At 60.9% G+C, this 19,019-nt stretch carries 18 protein-coding genes; 9 read left to right on the plus strand and 9 right to left on the minus strand.

Annotation, left to right across the window (positions count from 1 at the left end; translation table 11 throughout):
* Positions 1 to 82: 82 nt before the first annotated feature.
* The gene (locus tag IEX36_RS09250) at positions 83 to 655 is read right to left on the minus strand and encodes a dihydrofolate reductase family protein (RefSeq protein WP_263364920.1); all 573 of its coding nucleotides are present in this window, start codon (positions 653 to 655) and stop codon (positions 83 to 85) included.
* 80 nt (positions 656 to 735) lie between these two features.
* The gene (locus tag IEX36_RS09255) at positions 736 to 1,149 is read right to left on the minus strand and encodes a DUF1801 domain-containing protein (RefSeq protein WP_188759050.1); all 414 of its coding nucleotides are present in this window, start codon (positions 1,147 to 1,149) and stop codon (positions 736 to 738) included.
* Between the two features lie 204 nt (positions 1,150 to 1,353).
* On the opposite strand from IEX36_RS09255, the gene IEX36_RS17480 reads away from it, so the two are divergent.
* Positions 1,354 to 1,767, plus strand: a complete 414-nt coding sequence (locus IEX36_RS17480; protein WP_229668833.1) for a hypothetical protein — start codon at positions 1,354 to 1,356, stop codon at positions 1,765 to 1,767.
* Positions 1,768 to 1,851: 84 nt separating this feature from the next.
* On the opposite strand, the gene IEX36_RS09265 is transcribed toward IEX36_RS17480, so the two are convergent.
* The 6 genes from IEX36_RS09265 to IEX36_RS09290 all read right to left on the minus strand — a co-directional run bounded on the left by IEX36_RS09265 (position 1,852) and on the right by IEX36_RS09290 (position 11,299).
* On the minus strand, positions 1,852 to 2,274 hold the full coding sequence (locus IEX36_RS09265; protein WP_188759052.1) for a DoxX family protein: 423 nt from the start codon (positions 2,272 to 2,274) through the stop codon (positions 1,852 to 1,854).
* The gene (locus IEX36_RS09270) at positions 2,271 to 2,711 is read right to left on the minus strand and encodes an SRPBCC family protein (protein WP_188759053.1); all 441 of its coding nucleotides are present in this window, start codon (positions 2,709 to 2,711) and stop codon (positions 2,271 to 2,273) included. The genes IEX36_RS09265 and IEX36_RS09270 overlap by 4 nt, the downstream gene beginning before the upstream one ends.
* Entirely contained in the window at positions 2,708 to 3,034 is a 327-nt protein-coding gene (locus IEX36_RS09275; protein ID WP_188759054.1) for an ArsR/SmtB family transcription factor, read from the minus strand. The genes IEX36_RS09270 and IEX36_RS09275 overlap by 4 nt, the downstream gene beginning before the upstream one ends.
* Before the next feature lie 164 nt (positions 3,035 to 3,198).
* Complete coding sequence (locus IEX36_RS09280) at positions 3,199 to 6,564, minus strand: efflux RND transporter permease subunit (RefSeq protein WP_188759055.1); 3,366 nt, start codon at positions 6,562 to 6,564, stop codon at positions 3,199 to 3,201.
* Positions 6,564 to 9,734: a multidrug efflux RND transporter permease subunit gene (locus IEX36_RS09285; RefSeq protein ID WP_188759056.1), complete on the minus strand. Its 3,171-nt coding sequence runs from the start codon at positions 9,732 to 9,734 to the stop codon at positions 6,564 to 6,566. Before IEX36_RS09285 ends, IEX36_RS09280 begins: the two co-directional genes overlap by 1 nt.
* On the minus strand, positions 9,731 to 11,299 hold the full coding sequence (locus IEX36_RS09290) for an efflux RND transporter periplasmic adaptor subunit (protein WP_229668834.1): 1,569 nt from the start codon (positions 11,297 to 11,299) through the stop codon (positions 9,731 to 9,733). The genes IEX36_RS09285 and IEX36_RS09290 overlap by 4 nt, the downstream gene beginning before the upstream one ends.
* A gap of 205 nt (positions 11,300 to 11,504) precedes the next feature.
* On the opposite strand from IEX36_RS09290, the gene IEX36_RS09295 reads away from it, so the two are divergent.
* From IEX36_RS09295 to pheS, 4 genes are read left to right on the plus strand one after another with little or no spacing between them, the layout of a single operon-like run.
* Complete coding sequence (locus IEX36_RS09295) at positions 11,505 to 12,995, plus strand: UbiA family prenyltransferase (RefSeq protein ID WP_229668835.1); 1,491 nt, start codon at positions 11,505 to 11,507, stop codon at positions 12,993 to 12,995.
* A gap of 27 nt (positions 12,996 to 13,022) precedes the next feature.
* Positions 13,023 to 13,211, plus strand: a complete 189-nt coding sequence (locus IEX36_RS09300; RefSeq protein ID WP_188759058.1) for a type II toxin-antitoxin system HicA family toxin — start codon at positions 13,023 to 13,025, stop codon at positions 13,209 to 13,211.
* Entirely contained in the window at positions 13,208 to 13,423 is a 216-nt protein-coding gene (locus IEX36_RS09305; protein WP_188759059.1) for a type II toxin-antitoxin system HicB family antitoxin, read from the plus strand. Before IEX36_RS09300 ends, IEX36_RS09305 begins: the two co-directional genes overlap by 4 nt.
* Positions 13,424 to 13,429: 6 nt before the next feature.
* Complete coding sequence (gene pheS / locus IEX36_RS09310) at positions 13,430 to 14,542, plus strand: phenylalanine--tRNA ligase subunit alpha (protein WP_188759060.1); 1,113 nt, start codon at positions 13,430 to 13,432, stop codon at positions 14,540 to 14,542.
* A gap of 69 nt (positions 14,543 to 14,611) precedes the next feature.
* Here pheS and IEX36_RS09315 read toward each other — a convergent pair whose 3' ends face one another.
* Positions 14,612 to 14,962, minus strand: coding sequence for a phage holin family protein (locus IEX36_RS09315; protein WP_188759061.1), 351 nt, complete (start codon positions 14,960 to 14,962; stop codon positions 14,612 to 14,614).
* Positions 14,963 to 15,121: 159 nt separating this feature from the next.
* On the opposite strand from IEX36_RS09315, the gene pheT reads away from it, so the two are divergent.
* The 4 genes from pheT to IEX36_RS09335 all read left to right on the plus strand — a co-directional run bounded on the left by pheT (position 15,122) and on the right by IEX36_RS09335 (position 19,011).
* Entirely contained in the window at positions 15,122 to 17,188 is a 2,067-nt protein-coding gene (gene pheT / locus IEX36_RS09320; protein ID WP_188759062.1) for a phenylalanine--tRNA ligase subunit beta, read from the plus strand.
* An 81-nt stretch (positions 17,189 to 17,269) separates the two neighbouring features.
* The gene (locus IEX36_RS09325) at positions 17,270 to 17,527 is read left to right on the plus strand and encodes a hypothetical protein (protein ID WP_188759063.1); all 258 of its coding nucleotides are present in this window, start codon (positions 17,270 to 17,272) and stop codon (positions 17,525 to 17,527) included.
* Between the two features lie 29 nt (positions 17,528 to 17,556).
* Entirely contained in the window at positions 17,557 to 17,925 is a 369-nt protein-coding gene (locus IEX36_RS09330; protein ID WP_188759064.1) for a cell division protein ZapA, read from the plus strand.
* A gap of 21 nt (positions 17,926 to 17,946) precedes the next feature.
* Positions 17,947 to 19,011, plus strand: a complete 1,065-nt coding sequence (locus IEX36_RS09335; RefSeq protein WP_188759065.1) for a TlpA disulfide reductase family protein — start codon at positions 17,947 to 17,949, stop codon at positions 19,009 to 19,011.
* The last annotated feature ends 8 nt before the right edge of the window (positions 19,012 to 19,019 follow it).

A 19,019-nucleotide genomic window follows, 5' to 3' on the forward strand; every position in this document is an offset into this window, starting at 1 on the left:
TGCCGATAAAATATCCGGTTTATTTTGTGCGATATATGTGATTTCCGCTGGTTTGATGGGCTTGACAACCGATGATGAGGCTTCACGAAGCGGGGGAGGAGTAGGACAGCTCGACAAAGCCGTTTTTATACGCGACTACGTTCTTCAGGTTCCATGTTTCTTCCGCGATAGAGCCATTAAACAGACGGAGTCCTTCGCCCAATAGGACGGGCGCCACTGTCAGCTTGATTTCGTCTACCAGGCCGAGCGAGAGAAAATGCCGGCACAACATGGCTCCGCCTACGAGCCAGATGTTTCGATATCGAGGCGCGAGTTCCATATCCACTAATGTTCTGAGATCGCCCGAATAAAACTGGACAGCGCTGGTTGCCTGCGGCAGTTCCCTGCTGGTGACGACGACGACCGGAGTATCGCCATAGGGCCAACCCAGTTCCATTGCGTGCTCATAGGTTCGGGAACCGAGGACATAGCAGTCGATGGTCTTGACGAAGGCCGCGGCTTCCTCCGGCGAAACGGAGACTCCAGCTTCGTAGACGGCTCCATTTCCATCGAGCCACGATACGGTGTTGTCGTTCTTCGCGATAAAACCATCAAGGCTTGCGACCATGTGCAGGGTTATACTTCGCGGTTTTAAATTTCGCTCACTGAGTGACACAGGCTCCTCCTCGTTTGCTCAACATTGTTGTGGCAGGTAACGCAGGGGCCCTTGATGTGACACAGAGTCGAACGGATGGGCTAGACAGAGCGCCGGGCGGTTGCCCGCTTCGGTTTGCCCTGGAGATTGAAGGCGACGGCGGCGCGGATGAGGTTCTTGAGGGCGGCTTCGTTGATCTTGTCGCCCTCGTGGATGTCGATGGCGCGGCGGACGTTTCCTTCGAGGCTGGAGTTGAAGAGGCCTGCCGGGTCCGGCAGTGAGGCGCCTTTGGCGAAGGTGAGTTTGACGGCGTTTTTGTAGGTCTCTCCCGTGCAGATGATGCCGCCGAGGGAGAAGACGGGAACTCCCGGCGATGTTGCCTTGGCCCACTTCCACTCTTCGGTGATCCCGGGGTCGGCCTGGTGGATGATCTCGCGAACCTTCGCGAGGGTTTTGCCGCGCCAGTCGCCGAGTTGGTTGATCTTTGCGTCGATGGATGCAGAGGCGGATTTCATGGGAACCTCCGGTTCTCGTAGCTAATTTAGCTGCGCGCGGCGTTGCCTGCAACCGTCGCGAGCGGACGATGGAGAAGGAGGGTGTTCGGTTGCCTGATGCCGGATGATTTCAGCAGATAGCGGTGATATGGCTAAACCGACTTTGCTGCCTACGGCAACCAGCCGGATGCATCGCTGCCTCTAATGGGCTCGGAGGTGATTGCAATGAATAAACTCAACATCGCCGCAATGACTGCGGTTGCGGCTGTTTGCCTGGCAGCGGCGGCAGCTCCTCAAGCACAGGCCCAATTGAGTATCCAGATAGGGCCCGCGCCTGTTTGTCCTTATGGCTACTATGCATACGCGCCGTACAACTGTGCGCCCTATGGCTACTATGGCCCGGAGTGGTTTAGCGGTGGCGTCTTTGTTGGCGCCGGACCGTGGTTTCATGGATCGCGTGACTTCCATGGACATGTCGACGATCATTTTGACCCGCACCATGGCTACCATGGCCACCTTCCTCAGCGTGGCGAACATGCCGACAGCCACCGTGGATTTTCTCCGCAGAACTTCCACGGGAAAAGCGACCGCGATGCACATGGCAACCAGTGGCATGGGAAGGATAACCATGGGCATTGATGCGTAGCGTGGATTAGATAGCGTACAAGATAGCTTCGCAATGGAACGCCGATGAGGCGTGTGCGTTCCAGTTGCGAAGCATCGTCAATCGGCCATGGGCTGCGTTTGCAGACGGCGCCAGGAGAAGTAGGAGAACGCCCAGAGCACACTGGTGGTTGCGGAGGGAACCAGTGCGAGCGGGCGGTCGCTGATGGACAGATGCGCGATGAGCGCGGAGATGAGATTGATGGCGAAGCCGGCGTAGGCCCATTCCTTGAGGGTCGAGATGAGTCCGCGTTGTCCGCGGGCCATGGGCCAAAGCAGCGCGGCTACGCCTGCTACTTTGGCCCATGAGAGCTCGATACGGAAGGCGTTGGCTGAGAAGCCGAGGCGCGTGAATGCCTGCGCCGCCTGCGGAAGCATCATCAGCTCAAAGTATGCCGTGAAGAGCATCTCCACGCAGAAGAGCGCGGTGAAGATCCAGAAGGTGATGACGAGACCTTTGGATGCTTTGCCGGAGGCGCTCATTTTGCGCTCTCGCCGAGCACGTTCTCCAGCTTGTTGAAGAAGCTGTTCCAGCCGTATTTTGCGCCGCCGTAGGCTTGCTGCTGGTCTGCGCGGAAGCCGGACTGCTCCATGCGAAGGTGCGTGCCGCCTTCGGCTGGAGCGAGGGTAAAGAGCACGACGGAGTCGAGGCCCATGGAGCTCCAGGTATAGGAGAGCTGCTTTGGAGGATCGAGGGCGAGGACTTCGCAGTCGATGATGCCGTTCCAGCCTTGTACGGGTTCGGAGCGGAACTGGAACTTGTGGCCGATGGATGGTGCGAAGTCGTTGTTGAGCAGCCACTGGGCGATGAGTGGGCTTTCGGTGAGGGCGCGCCAGAGCTTTTCGGGTGCATGTGAAAAGACTCTCTCGACGACGAGGGTACGGGTTTCTGTCGGATTGCTTTCTGCTGTGTGGGTCATGGTTTCATCCTTTCTAAAAGAGATTCGAGATGGTTGAAGCGGTCTTGCCAGAAGATGCCGTAGTGTTCAAGCCAGTCGACGATGGGGGCGAGCGCTTTGGGCTCGGCGCGGTAGTGGGTCTCGCGGCCTTCGCGACGGTGCCGCACCAGTTTGGCACGCTTGAGCACGGTGAGGTGTTTGGAGACGGCGGGCTGGGAGACGCCGGCGTAGCGGGTGAGGGCGTGTACGGTCTGCTCGCCCTGGCGGGTGAGCTCTTCGAAGATCGCGCGGCGGGTGGGGTCGGCGAGGGCTCGGAAGACGTGATTGGCTGGGGCCGACTTCATGGACAAACCATAACTGTTTGGTTATGGATTTGTCAAGAGGAAATGCTGCTGGAATTTTGAGTGCGGGCGGGAAGATGCAGCAGCGGCAGGGTGAAGGTCTACTCTCCCACCCGTTCGCAAAGAGCGCGTACGGATGGGGCACCCGAATGTTCAGGGCTGGGAGATCAGTCGCCGGAGACGGTTTGCGGGAGGGGATGCATTTTGGCGGATTTGCCGCGGAGGGTGGCGACGCGGGCGCGGAGGCGGTCGAAGTAGAGATAGACGACCGGGGTGGTGAAGAGGGTGAGGGCCTGCGAGACGATGAGTCCGCCGACGATGGTGATGCCGAGTGGGCGGCGCAGCTCGCTGCCGGTGCCGGTGCCGAGGGCGAGCGGCAGGCCGCCGAGCAGAGCGGCGAAGGTCGTCATCATGATGGGGCGGAAGCGCAGGAGACAGGCGGCGTAGATGGCGTCGCGCGCGGACTTGCCGTTTTCGCGCTCTTCGACGAGAGCGAAGTCGATCATCATGATGGCGTTCTTTTTGACGATGCCGATCAGGAGGATGATGCCGATCATGGCGATGACGCTCAGTTCAACTTTGAAGAGGAGAAGAGCGACGAGTGCACCGACTCCAGCGGATGGAAGCGTGGAGAGGATGGTGAGCGGGTGGACGAGGCTCTCGTAGAGGATGCCGAGGACGATGTAGACGGCGAAGAGAGCAAGCAGAATCAGGATGGGCTCGGACTCGAGCGATGCCTGGAATGCCTGCGCGGTGCCCTGGAAACCGCCGCGAATAGCGGACGGCATGCCGATGTTTTCACGCGCGGTGTCGATGGCGGCGACGGCGTCGGAGAGTGCGAAGCCTGGCGCGAGGTTGAAGGAGAGCGTGACTGACGGCGACTGCCCCTGGTGATTGACGACGAGCGGGATGCGCTGCGATTCGTAGTGCGTGAGGGCAGAGAGCGGGACTTCTGCGCCGGTTGAGCTCTTGATGAAGATGTCGCGCATCTGGTCGGGGTTCATCTGGTAGCGCGGGTCCACTTCCATGACGACGTGGTACTGGTTGAGCGGCATGTAGGTGGTGGAGACGAAGATCTGCCCGAAGGCGTCGGCGAGCGTGGAGTCGATGGCCTGGGGAGTGATGCTGAGGCGGGATGCGGTGTCGCGGTCGATGACGAGTTGAGCGCGGAGACCCTGCTGCTGCTGGTCAGTGGCGATGTCTTTAACCTGCGGGAGCTTCTCCATGGCAGCCATGAGCTTGGGCGCCCACTCGTTGAGGTCGGAGAGGTTTTCGGAGGTGAGCGAGTATTGGTACTCGGTGGCGGTGCTGCGGCCGCCGACGCGGACGTCCTGGTAGGACTGGAGGTAGAGGCGGACGCCGGGGATGTTGGCGGTCTTGCCGCGGAGCCGGTTGATGATGACGTCGGCGGTGTCGCCGTTCTTCCAGCGCTCGGCGTCGTCTTTGAGCGCGACGTACATGCGGCCGGAGGCGCCGGTGCCGCCGCCGGGACCTGCGCCGACGAAGGAGACGACGTTGGCGACGCCGGGGTCGGCCTGGACGATCTGGGCCATCTGCTCGACCTTGGGTTTGATGGAGTAGAAGGAGGCGTCCTGCTGGCCCTGAACCTGTCCGCCGATGCGGCCTGTGTCCTCCTGCGGGAAGAAGCCTTTGGGCACGAGGACGTAGAGGTAGATGGTGAGCGCGACGGTGATGAGCGTGGCGGCGAGCATCGTGGGCTGGTGATCGAGCACCCAGCGGAGGCCACGGTCGTATTCAGAGGTGAGCCAGTTGAAGGCGCGTTCGCCTGCTTTGTAGAAGCGGCCATGCTTGCGTTTGGAGTGCGGCTCGAGGAAGCGCGCTGAGAGCATGGGTGTGGTGGTGAGCGAGACGACGAGCGAGACGACGATGGCGGTCGAGAGGGTGACGGCGAACTCGCGGAAGAGACGTCCGACGATGCCGCCCATCAGGAGAATGGGGATGAAGACGGCAATGAGCGAGGTGCTCATGGAGAGGACGGTGAAGCCGATCTCCCTGGAGCCGATCATCGCGGCCTCGAAGGGCGACTTGCCTGCTTCGAGGTGGCGGCTGATGTTTTCGATGACGACGATGGCGTCGTCGATGACGAAGCCGGTGGAGACGGTGAGGGCCATCAGGCTGAGATTGTCCAGCGAGTAGCCGAGCAGGTACATGATGCCGAAGGTGCCGAGCAGGCTGAGCGGCACGGAGACCGAGGGAATGAGGGTGGAGCGGACCTCGCGCAGGAAGAGGAAGACCACCATGATGACGAGCAGGATAGAGATGATGAGCGTCTGGGTGACTTCTTTGACCGAAGCGCGGATGGTGAGCGTGCGGTCCATGGCGACGTGGGTTTCTATGGCGGGAGGAATGGATGCCTGCAACTGCGGCAGGGTCGCCATGACCTGGTCGACGGTGTTGATGACGTTCGCGCCGGCCTGTTTGAAGACGATGAGGAAGATGGCTGGTTCGCCGTTGAAGCGTCCGCTGTTGTAGATGTTTTCGACGCCGTCGTAGACGCGGGCGACGTCCTGGATACGAACGACTCCGTGACCAGCAACGGCGCTGCTGCCGACTGCTGCGGAAGCGGAGAGTTGCTGGGTATTGGTGGAATTGGATGCAGAGCTGGCGCTGGCACCGCTGTTGGAGCCGGTGTTTCCTGCTTCAGATGCGGGCAGACCGGATGCTGCTGCGGCAGTACTGACGGCGCCGCGGTCAGTGGCAATGATGAGCGGAGCGTAGGAGGCGGCGCCGAAGAGCTGGTCGGTGGTGCTGATGCTCCAGCGCTGCATGGAATCTTCGAGGAAGCCTTTGGGCTTGTTGACGTTGATGGTAGCGGCAGCGGCGCGGAGGGCCTCGAGCCCGACACCATAGCTGGCCAACTGCATAGGGTTGGCTTCGATGCGGACGGCGGGCTTGGCGCCGCCACCGCAGAAGGTCTGTCCGACACCCTGAACCTGCGCGATTTTTTGAGCGAGGATGCTGTCGCAGGAGTCGTAGAGCTGGGGCACCGTCATCGTCTTCGAGGTGAGCGCGAGGATGAGGATGGGCGAGTCGGAGGGATTGATCTTGCGGTAGGTGGGGTTCGAGGGCAGGTTGGCAGGGAGCTGGCTGCGAGCGGCGTTGATGGCAGCCTGGACGTCGCGGGCGGCGCCGTTGATGTCGCGGCTGAGATCGAACTGAAGGGTGATGTAAGCCGAGCCGTCCGAGGATGACGAGGTCATCTCGTTGATGCCGGCGATTTTGGAGAACTGGCGCTCGAGCGGGGTGGTGACGGCGGAGGCCATGGTTTCGGGATCGGCGCCGGGCAGCGTGGCGCCAACCGAGATCATGGGGTATTCAACCTCGGGGAGGTTGGAGACGGGGAGCATCGTGTAGGCTGCGACGCCGCCGAGGATGATGGCGAACGAGAGCAGGAACGTGGCGACGGGCCGCTTGATGAAGGGCGCGGAGAAGTGGACCGTCCCTTTGGTGACGCGCTCGGCGATGCTCTTGCGGGCAGCGGTGAGGTCCGGATTGGCGTTGGGTTCTGCCATTAGTCGGCACTCACTTCGTGTTCATGCGCGCGGAATTCGGCGTCGGCCTCGCGCGTGTGGAGGTATTTGCGGCCGATGCGATCGAAGAAGAGATAGACGACCGGGGTGGTGTAGAGGGTGAGGACCTGGGAGACGAGCAGGCCGCCGACGATGGCGATGCCGAGCGGCTTACGCAGCTCGCTGCCGGTGCCTGTGCCCATGGCAAGCGGAAGGCCGCCGAGCAATGCGGCCATGGTCGTCATCATGATGGGACGGAAGCGCAGGAGACAGGCCTGGTAGATGGCCTGCTCGGGCTCCATGTCGTGCTCGCGCTCGGCTTCGAGGGCGAAGTCGATCATCATGATGGCGTTCTTTTTAACGATGCCGATCAAGAGGATGAGACCTATCAGCGAGATGACGTTGAAGTCAGTATGGAAGAGCATCAGCGCGAGGATGGCGCCGACGCCTGCCGAGGGGAGCGTCGAAAGGATGGTGACGGGGTGGATGTAGCTTTCGTACAGCACGCCCAGCACGATGTAGACGACGATCAGCGCGGCGAGGATGAGCAAGGGCTCGTTCGAGAGCGAGGCCTCGAAGGAGCGGGCGGTGCCTTCAAACTCGGCATCGATGCTGGCGGGCGGATTGAGGTCGGCCTTGGCTTTGTTGATGGCATCGACGGCGTCGCCGATGGATTTGCCGGGGGCGAGGTTGAAGGAGAGGGTGACGACCGGGAACTGGCCCTGGTGGTTGATGGCAAGCGGGACCTGCTGCTGCTCGAAGTGGGTGAAGGTGGAGAGCGGGACCTGGGTGCCGTTGGAGCTCTTGACGTAGATGCTGTCGAGCGAGGAGGGCGTGCGCTGATATTTCGGCTCGACCTCAAGGATGACGTGGTACTGGTTGAGCTGGGTGAAGATGGTGGAGACCTGGCGCTGGCCGAAGGCGTCGTCGAGGGTGTCGTCGATGTTCTGCGGAGTGATGCCGAGACGGGCGGCGGTGTCGCGGTCGATGACGAGATGAGCGCCGAGGCCTTCGAGCTGCTGGTCGCTGGCCACGTCGGTGATGGCTGGGATCTGCTGCATCTTTGCCATCATGCGAGCGGACCAGATGGCGAGCTCGTCGGAGTTGGCGTCTTCCATGGAGTACTGGTATTGGGTGCGGCTGACGCGGTCGTCGACGGTGAGGTCCTGGAGGGGCTGGAGGTAGCTCTGGATGCCGGTGGCGCGAGCAAGCTTCGGCTCAAGGCGCTGGATGATGTCGGTCGCGGATGCTTTGCGTGAGTCCTTGTCCTTGAGGTTGATCTGGATGCGTCCGGTGTTGACGGTCATGTTGGTGCCGTCGATGCCGATGAAGGACGAGACGCTGACGACGTCGGGGTCCTGGAGGATGACGCGGGCGACGGCTTGCTGGCGCTCGGACATGGCTTCGAAGCTGATGGTCTGGGGGGCTTCGGTGATGTCGAGGAGGACGCCTGTGTCTTGTACGGGGAAGAAGCCCTTGGGCACGATGATGTAGAGATAGATGGTCAGGACGAGGGTGGCGAGCGTGACCAGCAGGGTGAAGGTCTGGTGACGCAGGACCCAGCGGACGCCGACGGCGTACTTGTCGATGACGTAGTTGAACCACTCTTCGCTCTTGCGGTAGAAGGCGTTCTGCTCGGAGGGCGGTGTGTGCTTGAGCAGGCGGGAGGACATCATCGGCGTCAGCGTAAGGGAGACGACCGCTGAGACGAGGATGGTGACGGCGAGGGTGACGGCGAACTCGCGGAAGAGCCGGCCGACGATGTCGCCCATGAAGAGCAGCGGGATGAGCACGGCGATGAGCGAGATGGTCAGCGAGAGGATGGTGAAGCCGATCTGCTCGGAGCCCTTGAGAGCGGCTTCAATCGGAGAGTCGCCATCTTCGAGGAAGCGGGCAATGTTCTCGATCATCACGATGGCGTCGTCGACGACGAAGCCGGTGGAGATGGTGAGGGCCATCAACGAGAGGTTGTTGAGGCTGTAGCCCAGCAGGTACATGATGCCGAAGGTGCCGACGATGGAGAGTGGCACAGCGACCGACGGGATGATGGTTGCTGACAGAGAACGGAGGAAGAGGAAGATGACCATCACGACGAGCGCGATGGTGAGCAGGAGCGAGAACTCGACGTCTTTGACCGAGGCGCGGATGGTGGTGGTGCGGTCGGTGAGGACCTGGAGCTTCACGCTGGCGGGCAGCGAGGTCTGCAACTGCGGGAGGAGCTTCTGCACCTCGTCGACGACGCCGATGATGTTTGCGCCGGGCTGGCGCTGGATGTTGACGATGACTGCGGGTGTGAGGGTGAGGGGTTTTTCGGGCTGATTGGCCGTGGCAGGTTCTGGGGCGATGCCCATCCAGGCGGCCTGGAAGATGTTTTCAGCACCATCGATGGAGTTGGCGATGTCGGACAGGCGCACGGGATTGCCGTTGCGATAGGCGATGATGACCTTGGCGTAGTCGACAGCGGAGAGCAGCTGGTCATTCGCGCCGATGGTGTAGGCCTGTGTACGACCGTTGATGTTGCCCTTGGCCTGGTCGACGTTGGCGGTGCCAAGGGCGGAGCGTATGTCTTCGAGCGAGAGGCCGTAGTTGGCGAGTGCGGTGGGGTTGACCTGGATGCGAACGGCGGGCTTCTGGCCGCCGTTGATGGAGACGAGACCGACGCCGGAGAGCTGGGAGATCTTCTGCGCCAACATGGTGTCGGCGAGGTCTTCGACCTGAGTGAGCGGCAGCGTGGGGCTGGAAAGCGCGAGCGTCATGATCGGCGCGTCGGCGGGGTTGACCTTGCTGTAGATCGGCGGGTTGGGCAGGTCGGCGGGCAGGTAGCTGTAGGCGGCGTTGATGGCGGCCTGCACGTCCTGCTGGGCGACGTCGATGGATTCGTCGAGCGAGAACTGGAGGGTGATGACGCTGCCACCGCCGGAGCTGATGGAGGTCATCTGGCTGAGGCCGGGGATCTCGCCGAACTGCCGCTCAAGCGGCGCGGTGATGGAGGAGACCATCACTTCGGGGCTTGCGCCGGGATAGAACGTCTGAACCTGGATGGTGGGGTAGTCCACCTCAGGCAACGCGGAGATGGGCAGCTGCTTGTACGCGACAAAGCCCGCAAGCAAAATGGCCACCATCAGGAGCGAGGTGGCCACGGGCCGAAGAATAAACGGCCTTGATGGACTCATGGAAGTTGCCCCTTTGCCTGACCGGTTGCGGGCTGGCCTTTACCTGGTTGCTGGCCGCCGGCGGGCTGCTGACGCCTGGGTGCGCGAAGGCCGAGCTGGTCCTTGCCGTTGGGTGCGGCGAGATTGGCTTTGGCTGGGTTAGGAACGGGGCCGGTGATCTCGGTGTTGGTGAGGCCCATCTGCTGGTCGGACGAGGTGGTGATGGGGTTGGGCGTCTTCTGAGCTGTATGGACGGTGACGCGGCTGCCGTCTTTGAGCTTCTCCTGGCCATCGACGACGACTTGATCGCCGGGAGTGAGGCCACTCTTCAGGATGACCTGCGCGCCTTCAGTGAGATCGACCTGCACGGGCTGGGCGACGACGTAGGCGTTAGAGTGCGGCTTCTTCTGGCCACTCGCACTGGACGAGGAGGATGCGCTTCCCGAGCTCTCCGGTTGAGATGCAGCACTGCTGTCGTTGTCGGATTTGCTGGAAGGAGGATTGCCCTGTTTGACGAGGAAGACGAAGTTGCCTTGCGCTCCACTCTGGAGTGCAGAGGCGGGAATGACGAGAGCGTTGGGACGCTGTTGCAGGATGAGGCGGATGTTGACGAATTGATTTGGGAACAGCGCGCCGTCTTTGTTGTTGAAGACGGCCTTGACCTTGACGGTGCCGGTAGTGGGGTCGATCTGGTTGTCGACGGTGAGAACGCGGCCGGTGGCGATGTGGGTGGTGCCGGAGCGATCGTAGGCGTCGACGGCGAGCTGGTTGCCACCGCGCATGAGTTCGAGCACCTGCGGGAGCTGATCTTCAGGAAGGGTGAAGATGACGGCGATGGGCTGAAGCTGGGTGACAACGAGAAGACCGGTCGTGTCGGTAGCGTGGACGATGTTGCCCGGATCAACAAGCCGGAGACCGACGACGCCGTCGATGGGTGAGGTGATTTTGGTGTAGTTGAGGTTGACCCTGGCGGCTTCGATGGCGGCTTTGTCGGCATCGATGGAGCCCTGCGCCTGGCCTGCGGTGGAGACTTGTGCCTGCTGGCTTTCTTTGGAGACGACGCCTGCGTTGAAGAGCGCGGTGTAGCGGGAGGCTTCAGCCTGCGCGTTGGCGGCGTTGGCCTGATCTTTGACGAGCTGGCCCTGAGCCTGCGCGAGCGCAGCCTGATATGGAGCGGGATCGATCTCGGCTAAAAGCTCACCTTTGCGAACCGCCTGGCCTTCGCGCACATTGACGCGGATGAGCTGACCATCGACGCGTGTTTTCAGTGTGACGGTGTAGTAGGCCGTGACCGTGCCCAGCTCGGTGAGGTAGATGGGCATCGTCTTCTGAACGACAGGCATGACCTGCACAGGAGTGGGACGATCAGCCGCGGCGGCGAGCTTGGCGCTGGTGGCGCTTTCAGCGACGGTGTTGCTGTGGATCTTCCAGACTGCCGCGCCAATGGCAGCAAGAATGATAAGAACAACAAGTATCTTCCGAAAGATGGAGCCCTGCGGCTGCTCTGGCTCCGGCGAAGTACTTCCCTGGCCTGAAGGCGGCAAACTGGCCGGGGACTCCTGCACGCTTGTATCTGCTGACGACATCAGTGGTTCACCATTTCTCTGAATCTTAGGGAAAGCAGCTACTCTGCTACATAGGTTTAAATGATAATGACGTTGAATGGGCTTGTAAGGTTTCGCCCGATTTCGATATAGCCGTAAGCGCTGATTTTAACCGTTTATTCAGTCTTTGCGGCACGTTACCATGCAGAAATTGCATGAGATGATGCCCTTAGGAAGGAAACCCCTTTTGCCCATTCCGTCCCCTGCTCCCAATCATAGTTCGCAGCCGGTTCTATTGGTCGATCTGGACGGCACACTGGTCAAGTCGGACACGCTGCACGATGCGACGCTGGCGTTGGCGCGACATCATCCGGAGGCGCTGGTGAAGCTGCCGGGATGGCTGGTTCAGGGCAAGGCGGCGCTGAAGCGCCAGGTGGCCTCGACGGTCCAACTGGACACCGAATATCTGCCGTATAACCGTGAGCTGCTGCGTTTTCTGGAACAGGAACAGGCTACGGGCCGGCCTATCTATCTGGCTACGGCTGCGGACGCGGCTATCGCGCGGAGAGTGGCCGAGCACCTGGGATTGTTTGCCGGGGTGCTGGCTTCGGATGGCGCGGTTAACTTGTCGGGAGGCAATAAATTAGCTGCGTTTCGGGAGCAGTTCGGCGACAACTTCTCCTATATCGGCAACGCGCGGGCCGATCTGCCGATTCTGCGGGCCTGCAAGGAGCCGATGGTCGCAAATCCTACGGCGGGGCTGCGGGCCGGGCTGAAGAGCGCAGGGATTGTTCCGGTGCGTACTTTTACCGAGCGAGCGTCGCCGCTGAAGGCGTGGCCGAAGGCGATCCGGATGCATCAGTGGGCAAAGAACCTGCTGATCTTTCTGCCGCTGCTGCTGGCGCATGAGCATGCCAAGGGTTTGGTGCTGGCGGCGCTGCTGGCGTTTTTGAGCTTCGGGCTTTGCGCTTCGGCTACCTATATTGTGAATGACCTGCTCGACCTGGATGCAGACCGGATTCATCCGAGGAAACGGCGGCGTCCGTTTGCGGCGGGCGATATCTCGGCGTTGTCCGGGATGGTGGTGATTGTGCTGTTTCTGGCTGGGTCGTTGGCGCTGGCGCTGATGGTCCCTCAAGTGGTCGAGCGTTTCTCGCCGGGGCTGGCGCTGGCTTTGCCGGATCGCTTTCTGTTCTGGCTGGTGGCGTATGCGGTGACGACACTGGCTTACTCGCTGCGGCTGAAGAGGATGGTGATTGTAGATGTGATCGTGCTCTCGGGGCTGTATACGATCCGCATTCTTGCGGGTTCGGCGGCGACGGGAGTTGCGGTTTCGACGTGGCTGGCCGGGTTCTCGATCTTCTTCTTTCTGTCGCTGGCCTTCGTTAAGCGGTTTGCGGAGCTCGAGGGATTGCGCGAGCGCGGCGGTGCAATGGCGCGAGGACGCGGCTACCAGGTTGCCGATCTGGAACAGCTTCGGTCGTTTGGGTCGGCAAGCGGATATGTGTCGGTTGCCGTGCTGACGTTGTATATCTCGAACCTGGATGCGGCGCAGTTGTACAGGCACTCGCATCGGCTGTGGCTGCTGGTGCCGATGCTGTTGTGGTGGATCAGCCGGTTGTGGCTGGTGGCGTCGCGTGGGATGTTGAATGAAGACCCGGTGGTCTATGCGATTACGGAGCGGAAGTCGCTGCTGATGGGGCTGGTGGTGGTGGCGATTGTGATTTCGGCGCTGTGACGGCTGCGATACACTGAAGAAGAAAGAATGAAGACGCGAGACATTTTGCGCCTCATCCACGAGGACGGCTGGTATCAGGTAGGGCAGCGCGGCAGTCACCGGCAGTTTAAGCATCCTCTGAAACCTGGCAGAGTTACCATCGCTGGCCATCCTTCCGAGGAGATGGATGAGGGAACCCGTAAGAGCATCTTCAAACAGGCAGGGCTAAAGCCATGAGAGAGTATGCCGTCGTATTCGAAAAGACTTCTACAGGATGGAGCGCTTACGTGCCCGACCTTCCCGGCCTTGGTGTAGCAGGGCCAACTTATGAAGCGACGGAACAGCTCATTCGCGAAGGCATCGTCTTCCACATTGAAGGACTGCTGGCCGATGGGGAGACCGTCCCCGAACCCACTACCCGCGTTACCAGAATGCCCATCCCTGCCTGAGTATCCATGACAGACGCTATTCCCCAGTTGTTGTCCCATGATGAAGCTGCGCTCGACCAGGCTTTTGCCACGCTGGAAGCCCAGGTGCGCGCGGAAGCTGCCACGTTGACCACCGCTGAGGCGCAGGAAAACTTTCGCCTGCACTGGCTGGGCCGCAAGCAGGGGCGGCTGAAGCTGATCAGCGAGGCGTGGCTGAAGTCTGCGCCTGCGGAGGCGCGCAAGCCGCTGGGCATTCGCTTCAATCAACTGAAGCAACAGATTGAGCAGGCGCTGGAAGTGCAGGCTGGTGCGCCTAAGACGGCGGTTGCGGGAATCGACATCACTTTGCCGGGGCTGGTGCGCGAGCCGGGGATCGAGCATCCTCTGCTGAAGGCGATGCATGAGATTGTGGCTGTGTTTCACAACCTGGGGTACTCGACGAACCTGGGACCTCAGGTGGAGACGGATTTTTATAACTTCGAGGCGTTGAACTTTCCGCCAAACCATCCGGCGCGCGATACGCAGGACACGCTGCTGGTGGCCGATCAGCAGAAGAAGCCTTCGCGCGATCGGCTGCTGATGCGCACGCATACGAGTCCGGTACAGATTCGCACGATGGTGGCGCAGGCCCCGCCGGTGCGGATTGTGATTCCCGGCAAGGTGCATCGGAATGATGCAGCGGACGCGACGCACTCGCCGATCTTTCATCAGGTGGAAGGGCTGTGTGTTGATACGAACATTACCTTCTCTGACCTGAAGGGCACGCTGGACCATGCGATGAAGGCGTTGTTTGGCTCAGCGGTGAAGACGCGGTTCTTCCCCAGCTTCTTTCCGTTTACGGAGCCGAGCGCGGATGTGCAGATCAGCTGCATCTTCTGCGGTGGGAAGGGCTGCAGGAAGTGCAAGCACTCGGGATGGATTGAGCTGCTGGGGTGCGGGATGGTGGATCCGGCTGTGTTTGCCGCTGTTACGAGCGAACGTCGCAAGACCGACCCTGCGGACGATGCCTACAACCCGGAGAAGATTTCGGGGTTTGCGTTTGGCATGGGCGTGGAGCGGATTGCGATGATCCAGCACGGCATCTCCGACATTGGGCACTTCTATTCGGGAGACATGCGGTTTTTGGAGCAGTTTGCTTGAGCGGAGCTTTCCGGAAAGCGGAAGAACAGCAGATTCCTCCGCTTCGCTACGGAATGGAAATGCAAAAAACTATGCCTTTGCCTTGCCTTTGATGAAGCCGAAGAGCAGGTGCAGGATCGCCAGCGCCAGTGCGCCCAGGAATGCTCCCTTCCACGTTGTCACTGAGAATCCGGGTACAAATTTGCTTGAGAACCAGAGAATGATCGCGTTGATGACGAGGAAGAACAGGCCGAAGGAGAGGATTCCCAGCGGCAGGGTTACGAACTTCAGCAGCAGGCCCAGTGTCGCGTTGAACAGGCCGATCACGACGACGGCAATCAGCGCGGAGACGAAGTTCGATACGTGAAAGCCTGGAACGTAATAGGACACCAGCAGCAGAGCGATCGCGTTGAGAATCCATTGCAGCAGTATGCGCAGCATAGCAACCTCAGGTCATCAGGATTTTAGAAACAAATCTACGGCGGGCCCACCGCTCCAAAAGCATACCTGACTGGCGTGAAAGTGCGAATGAGACTTTGCCGCGCGCTGGCGTTGAAGCGAGTATTTCGGGGCCAGCATTTAGACTGATAGCTGTCCACTATGAAAGTTCTGACTAACTGGCTTCGCCACTACCTGCCGTCTTTGTCTGTCTCTGACCGGGAGCTTGCCGATGATCTGACGCTGCGCGGCATTGCCGTGGAGGGCGTGCACTCGCTTGGGGATGGCAACGGCCATCTGTTTGAGATGGACATTACGACCAATCGCGTGGATGCGATGAACCACTACGGCATCGCGCGCGAGGCGGCGACGATCTACAACCTGCCGCTGGCTCCAGTGGATGCTTCCCTGGCTGCGAATGGCTCGGAGAAGGCGTTTCCGGTGCGGATTGAGGCGCCGGAGCTTTGCGGGCGTTTTACGGCGCAAGTTTTGCGTGGGGTGACGATTGCTCCGAGTGCGGGGAGGATTGCCGAGTACTTCAACCTGCTGGAGCAGAAGCAGATTTCAAATGCTGTGGACGCGAGCAACTACACGCTCGTGGGCATGGGGCATCCGACGCACGCGTTCGACCTGGACAAGCTGGAGGGTGGCATTGTCGTGCGGCTGGCCCGGAAGGGCGAGCGGCTGAAGCTGCTGGATGGGACTGAGCGTGTGCTTGAGGCGGATGATCTTGTTGTCGCCGATGAGAAGAAGGCGCTGGCGCTGGCTGGAGTGATGGGCGGATGGGACTCGATGATTACCGCCGAGACGAAGAACATTCTGGTGGAGGCGGCGTGGTTCGATCCGGCGACGGTAAGGCGCAGCTCGCGCAGGCATGGGCTGCATACGGATGCGAGCCATCGGTTTGAGCGTGGGGCGGATTTTAATGCTGCTCCGGTGGCGAACCGGCTGGTGTCGGCGCTGATTCTGGAGAGCGGTGGCGCGGCTGAGGGCGCGATGGTCGATGTGGTTGTGCCTGAGGCGCAGGCTCGGACGGCGGCGCGGCCTCCGGTGAAGCTTTCGGTGAAGCAGGTGCAGCGGCACCTGGGGAAGACGATTGATGCGGCGGGGATTGGCAGGGAGATTGTTGCGCAGTATCTGACGGCGCTGGGTTGCACGCTTGCGGCGCAAGGGGACGATGCGTTTTCGGTTGCGCTGCCGAGCTGGCGGCTTGATCTGGAGCGTGAGATTGACCTGATCGAGGAAGTGGCGCGCGTTTATGGGTACAACCGGTTTGCGAATACGCTGCCTGCGCCGCTGCCCGTCGTTGCGCATCCTTTGGCCGCGAAAGAAGCGGCTGTGCGGGCGCGGCTGCTGGCGCTTGGATTTTCGGAGTCTGTCTCGAGCACGTTTGCGAGCCATGGGGATGCGGAGTCGTTTGGCGACGCGGGCAAGGGTGCGATTGCGCTGGAGAATCCGCTCTCGGAGGAGGTTGGTCTGCTGCGGCCTTCGCTCGTGCCGGGAATGGTTGCGATGCTCGCGAATAATCTGAACCGCGATGTTCGCGAGGCGAGGCTGTTTGAGCAGGGACAGATTTTTACCGGCTCGACGGAAGCTGTGGTCGAGACGGCGCAGCTGACGCTGGGGTTGACTACGGCTGGCGCCGGAGGCGTGAAGCTTTATGCAACGGAGGATGTGCCGTTCTTTGAGATGAAGGGCGCGATGGAGTCGGTGCTGTCGTTGTTTGCGATGGGTGCGGTTGCGTTTGTTGCCGAGGGCCCGAAGTGGCTGGAGGCTGGGCGGGCGGCATCGGTGGTTGTGGATGGACAGGCTATCGCCTGCTTTGGTGAGCTGGCTGGGGAGGAGGCTTCGCGGCTGAAGCTGCGGCAGCCGGTGTATCTGGCGCAGGTCGATCTGGCGCGGCTTTATGCGTTCCAGCTGCGCAGGGCGATGGCGCGGGAGCTTTCGCGGTTCCAGGCGGTGGAGCGCGACTTCTCGTTCACGTTCCCTGATGCGGTGCGATGGCTGGATGTGGCGGGCGCGCTGGGTGTGCTGGGGATTGCGGAGTTGCAGAGCTTCAGGCCGGTGGAGGATTGGCGAGACCGGAAGAAGTATCCGGGCGTGCATTCGATGCTGGTGCGGGTGGTGTTTCAGTCGCTGGAGAGGACGCTGCGGGATGAGGAGCTTGCGGCGTGGTCTGCGCGGATCATCGAGGCTTTGACCGGGCTTGGTGGGACGCTGCGGGCGTAAGCCGGCAACGGTTGCACCCAGCTAGATACCTGCGATTTGGGCCACGAAATCCACGGTTCCGGCGTCTATACTTTGAAGAACATGACTACACCTACGATTAGCGCCGATGAGTTTCAGGCGCTCGAACAGAAAGTTCTCCGTGCTGTTGAAGTAGTGAAGCGCGAGCGTGAAGCACGCGCCGCCGCTGAAGCTGAAGTTGCTTCGCTGCGCCAGCAGATCGCTGCGCTGAAGAGCGAATCGAGCGCGGCAGAGTCCGAGATCAGCACGCTTACGAAGGAGCGCGAGGCTGTGCGCACGCGCGTGGAGAAGATGCTTCAGCAGATGGACGAATTGCTGTAAAAGGCATTTGTCGTAACCAAGGAGACGCGATGAACCAGGTCCTCGATCCGACGGAAACCACAGCCAACGAAGTGCCTCCTGTGGAGGCCCAGTCTGTCTCCGTCGATATCTACGACCAGGTGTACCACCTGCGCGGGATCGACCCTGAATATATCGAACGGCTGGCCGCGATTGTGGATGCAAAGATGCGCGCTGTCTCCGCGCATGGTGGCACGGTGGATTCACTGCGCGTGGCTGTGCTGGCCGCGCTGAATATCGCCGATGAGCTTTGCTGTGCGCGGCAGCGGTATGACTCGGTTGCAGGAAGCCTGCAGAACTCGACACAGTCGCTGCGTTCGCGCGCCGGCACGATTGCGCATATGCTCGACGAAGTGCTGGACGAACGCAAGGCCGGCTAAGCACACGCAGGAACAGAACTGATGCGCCATCTTGCTCGCGCACTCTCGTTAGCGGGAATTCTGCTTGTGCTCTCGTGCCCCTTGCTTGCGCAGACGCGGCGCGACTCTCGCGACAATCCTAAATATAGGACCGCCATCAGCGATGGGCAGGTGCTGGCTGAAGACCAGGAGTATGACCTGGCCATCGATGCCTATGCGGAGGCGAACCGCATTGCGGGAGGCAAGGACAAGTTTTGTCTGCGCAACATCCTTGAGCTTCAGATACAGAATGGTGATTACGACAACGCTGTTGTTACGGCGGGCAGGTTTGAGGCGCTGGCGGCGACTCCTGCGGAGAAGTCGTACGCTGCGGCCAGCCGCGGGCGTGCGTTGTTTCTGAAGGCTGAGCCGGAGAAGAATGGCGCGCCTTATGATGCCGCGTTGTTGGCTAAGGCTGATGATGCCTTCAAGGCTGCGCTTGCGGCTGATCCTAAAGATGCGACGGCTCTGTTTCAGGATGGTGAGGTGCTGGTGCATCTTGGGCAGGCCGAGGAGGCGCGGGCGCGGTTCAAGGCTTGCGTGGCTGCGATTAAGCCGGGGGATGCTCTCTATCTGAGGGCGGAACGCTTCGCCGACAATCCGGCCCTGGCGCTCGAGCAGCTTGCGCCGGCGTTTACGGTGAAGACGCTGGATGGGGCGAGGTTCGATCTTGATCAGATGCAGGGACGGGTGGTGCTGATCGACTTCTGGGCGACGTGGTGCGTGCCGTGTATGAAGGAGCTGCCGGAGATCAAGAAAATTGCGAAGGATTTTTCCGGGCAACCGCTGGTCATCTTGAGCGTGAGTTGGGATGAGGATGAGCAGACCTGGCAGGACTTTGTCGAGAAGAACCAGATGACGTGGCCGCAGTATCGTGATGTGGACCATAAGCTGGGACGGCTGTTTGAGGTCGAGGGGATTCCCAGCTACTACACGATTGATTCGAATGGTGTGATTGCTTCGGAGCTGATGGGCGAGGGGTTCGACGTGGAGTCGCGGCTGAGGAAGTTGATTGTGCAGGCAAAGAACGCGAAGGCCAATTCGGCATTGGCTGCCATCGGCCAATAGACAAACAT

This window comes from Edaphobacter acidisoli, assembly GCF_014642855.1.
Lineage (GTDB): Bacteria > Acidobacteriota > Terriglobia > Terriglobales > Acidobacteriaceae > Edaphobacter > Edaphobacter acidisoli.

What these genes read in the sequence shown, in the direction of transcription:
- IEX36_RS09255 (WP_188759050.1), bottom strand. Translation starts at nt 1,149, where the DNA reads ATGAAATCCGCCTCTGCATCCATCGACGCAAAGATCAACCAACTCGGC.
- IEX36_RS17480 (WP_229668833.1), top strand. Translation starts at nt 1,354, where the DNA reads ATGAATAAACTCAACATCGCCGCAATGACTGCGGTTGCGGCTGTTTGC.
- IEX36_RS09265 (WP_188759052.1), bottom strand. Translation starts at nt 2,274, where the DNA reads ATGAGCGCCTCCGGCAAAGCATCCAAAGGTCTCGTCATCACCTTCTGG.
- IEX36_RS09270 (WP_188759053.1), bottom strand. Translation starts at nt 2,711, where the DNA reads ATGACCCACACAGCAGAAAGCAATCCGACAGAAACCCGTACCCTCGTC.
- IEX36_RS09275 (WP_188759054.1), bottom strand. Translation starts at nt 3,034, where the DNA reads ATGAAGTCGGCCCCAGCCAATCACGTCTTCCGAGCCCTCGCCGACCCC.
- IEX36_RS09280 (WP_188759055.1), bottom strand. Translation starts at nt 6,564, where the DNA reads ATGGCAGAACCCAACGCCAATCCGGACCTCACCGCTGCCCGCAAGAGC.
- IEX36_RS09285 (WP_188759056.1), bottom strand. Translation starts at nt 9,734, where the DNA reads ATGAGTCCATCAAGGCCGTTTATTCTTCGGCCCGTGGCCACCTCGCTC.
- IEX36_RS09290 (WP_229668834.1), bottom strand. Translation starts at nt 11,299, where the DNA reads ATGTCGTCAGCAGATACAAGCGTGCAGGAGTCCCCGGCCAGTTTGCCG.
- IEX36_RS09300 (WP_188759058.1), top strand. Translation starts at nt 13,023, where the DNA reads ATGAAGACGCGAGACATTTTGCGCCTCATCCACGAGGACGGCTGGTAT.
- IEX36_RS09305 (WP_188759059.1), top strand. Translation starts at nt 13,208, where the DNA reads ATGAGAGAGTATGCCGTCGTATTCGAAAAGACTTCTACAGGATGGAGC.
- pheS (WP_188759060.1), top strand. Translation starts at nt 13,430, where the DNA reads ATGACAGACGCTATTCCCCAGTTGTTGTCCCATGATGAAGCTGCGCTC.
- IEX36_RS09315 (WP_188759061.1), bottom strand. Translation starts at nt 14,962, where the DNA reads ATGCTGCGCATACTGCTGCAATGGATTCTCAACGCGATCGCTCTGCTG.
- pheT (WP_188759062.1), top strand. Translation starts at nt 15,122, where the DNA reads ATGAAAGTTCTGACTAACTGGCTTCGCCACTACCTGCCGTCTTTGTCT.
- IEX36_RS09325 (WP_188759063.1), top strand. Translation starts at nt 17,270, where the DNA reads ATGACTACACCTACGATTAGCGCCGATGAGTTTCAGGCGCTCGAACAG.
- IEX36_RS09330 (WP_188759064.1), top strand. Translation starts at nt 17,557, where the DNA reads ATGAACCAGGTCCTCGATCCGACGGAAACCACAGCCAACGAAGTGCCT.
- IEX36_RS09335 (WP_188759065.1), top strand. Translation starts at nt 17,947, where the DNA reads ATGCGCCATCTTGCTCGCGCACTCTCGTTAGCGGGAATTCTGCTTGTG.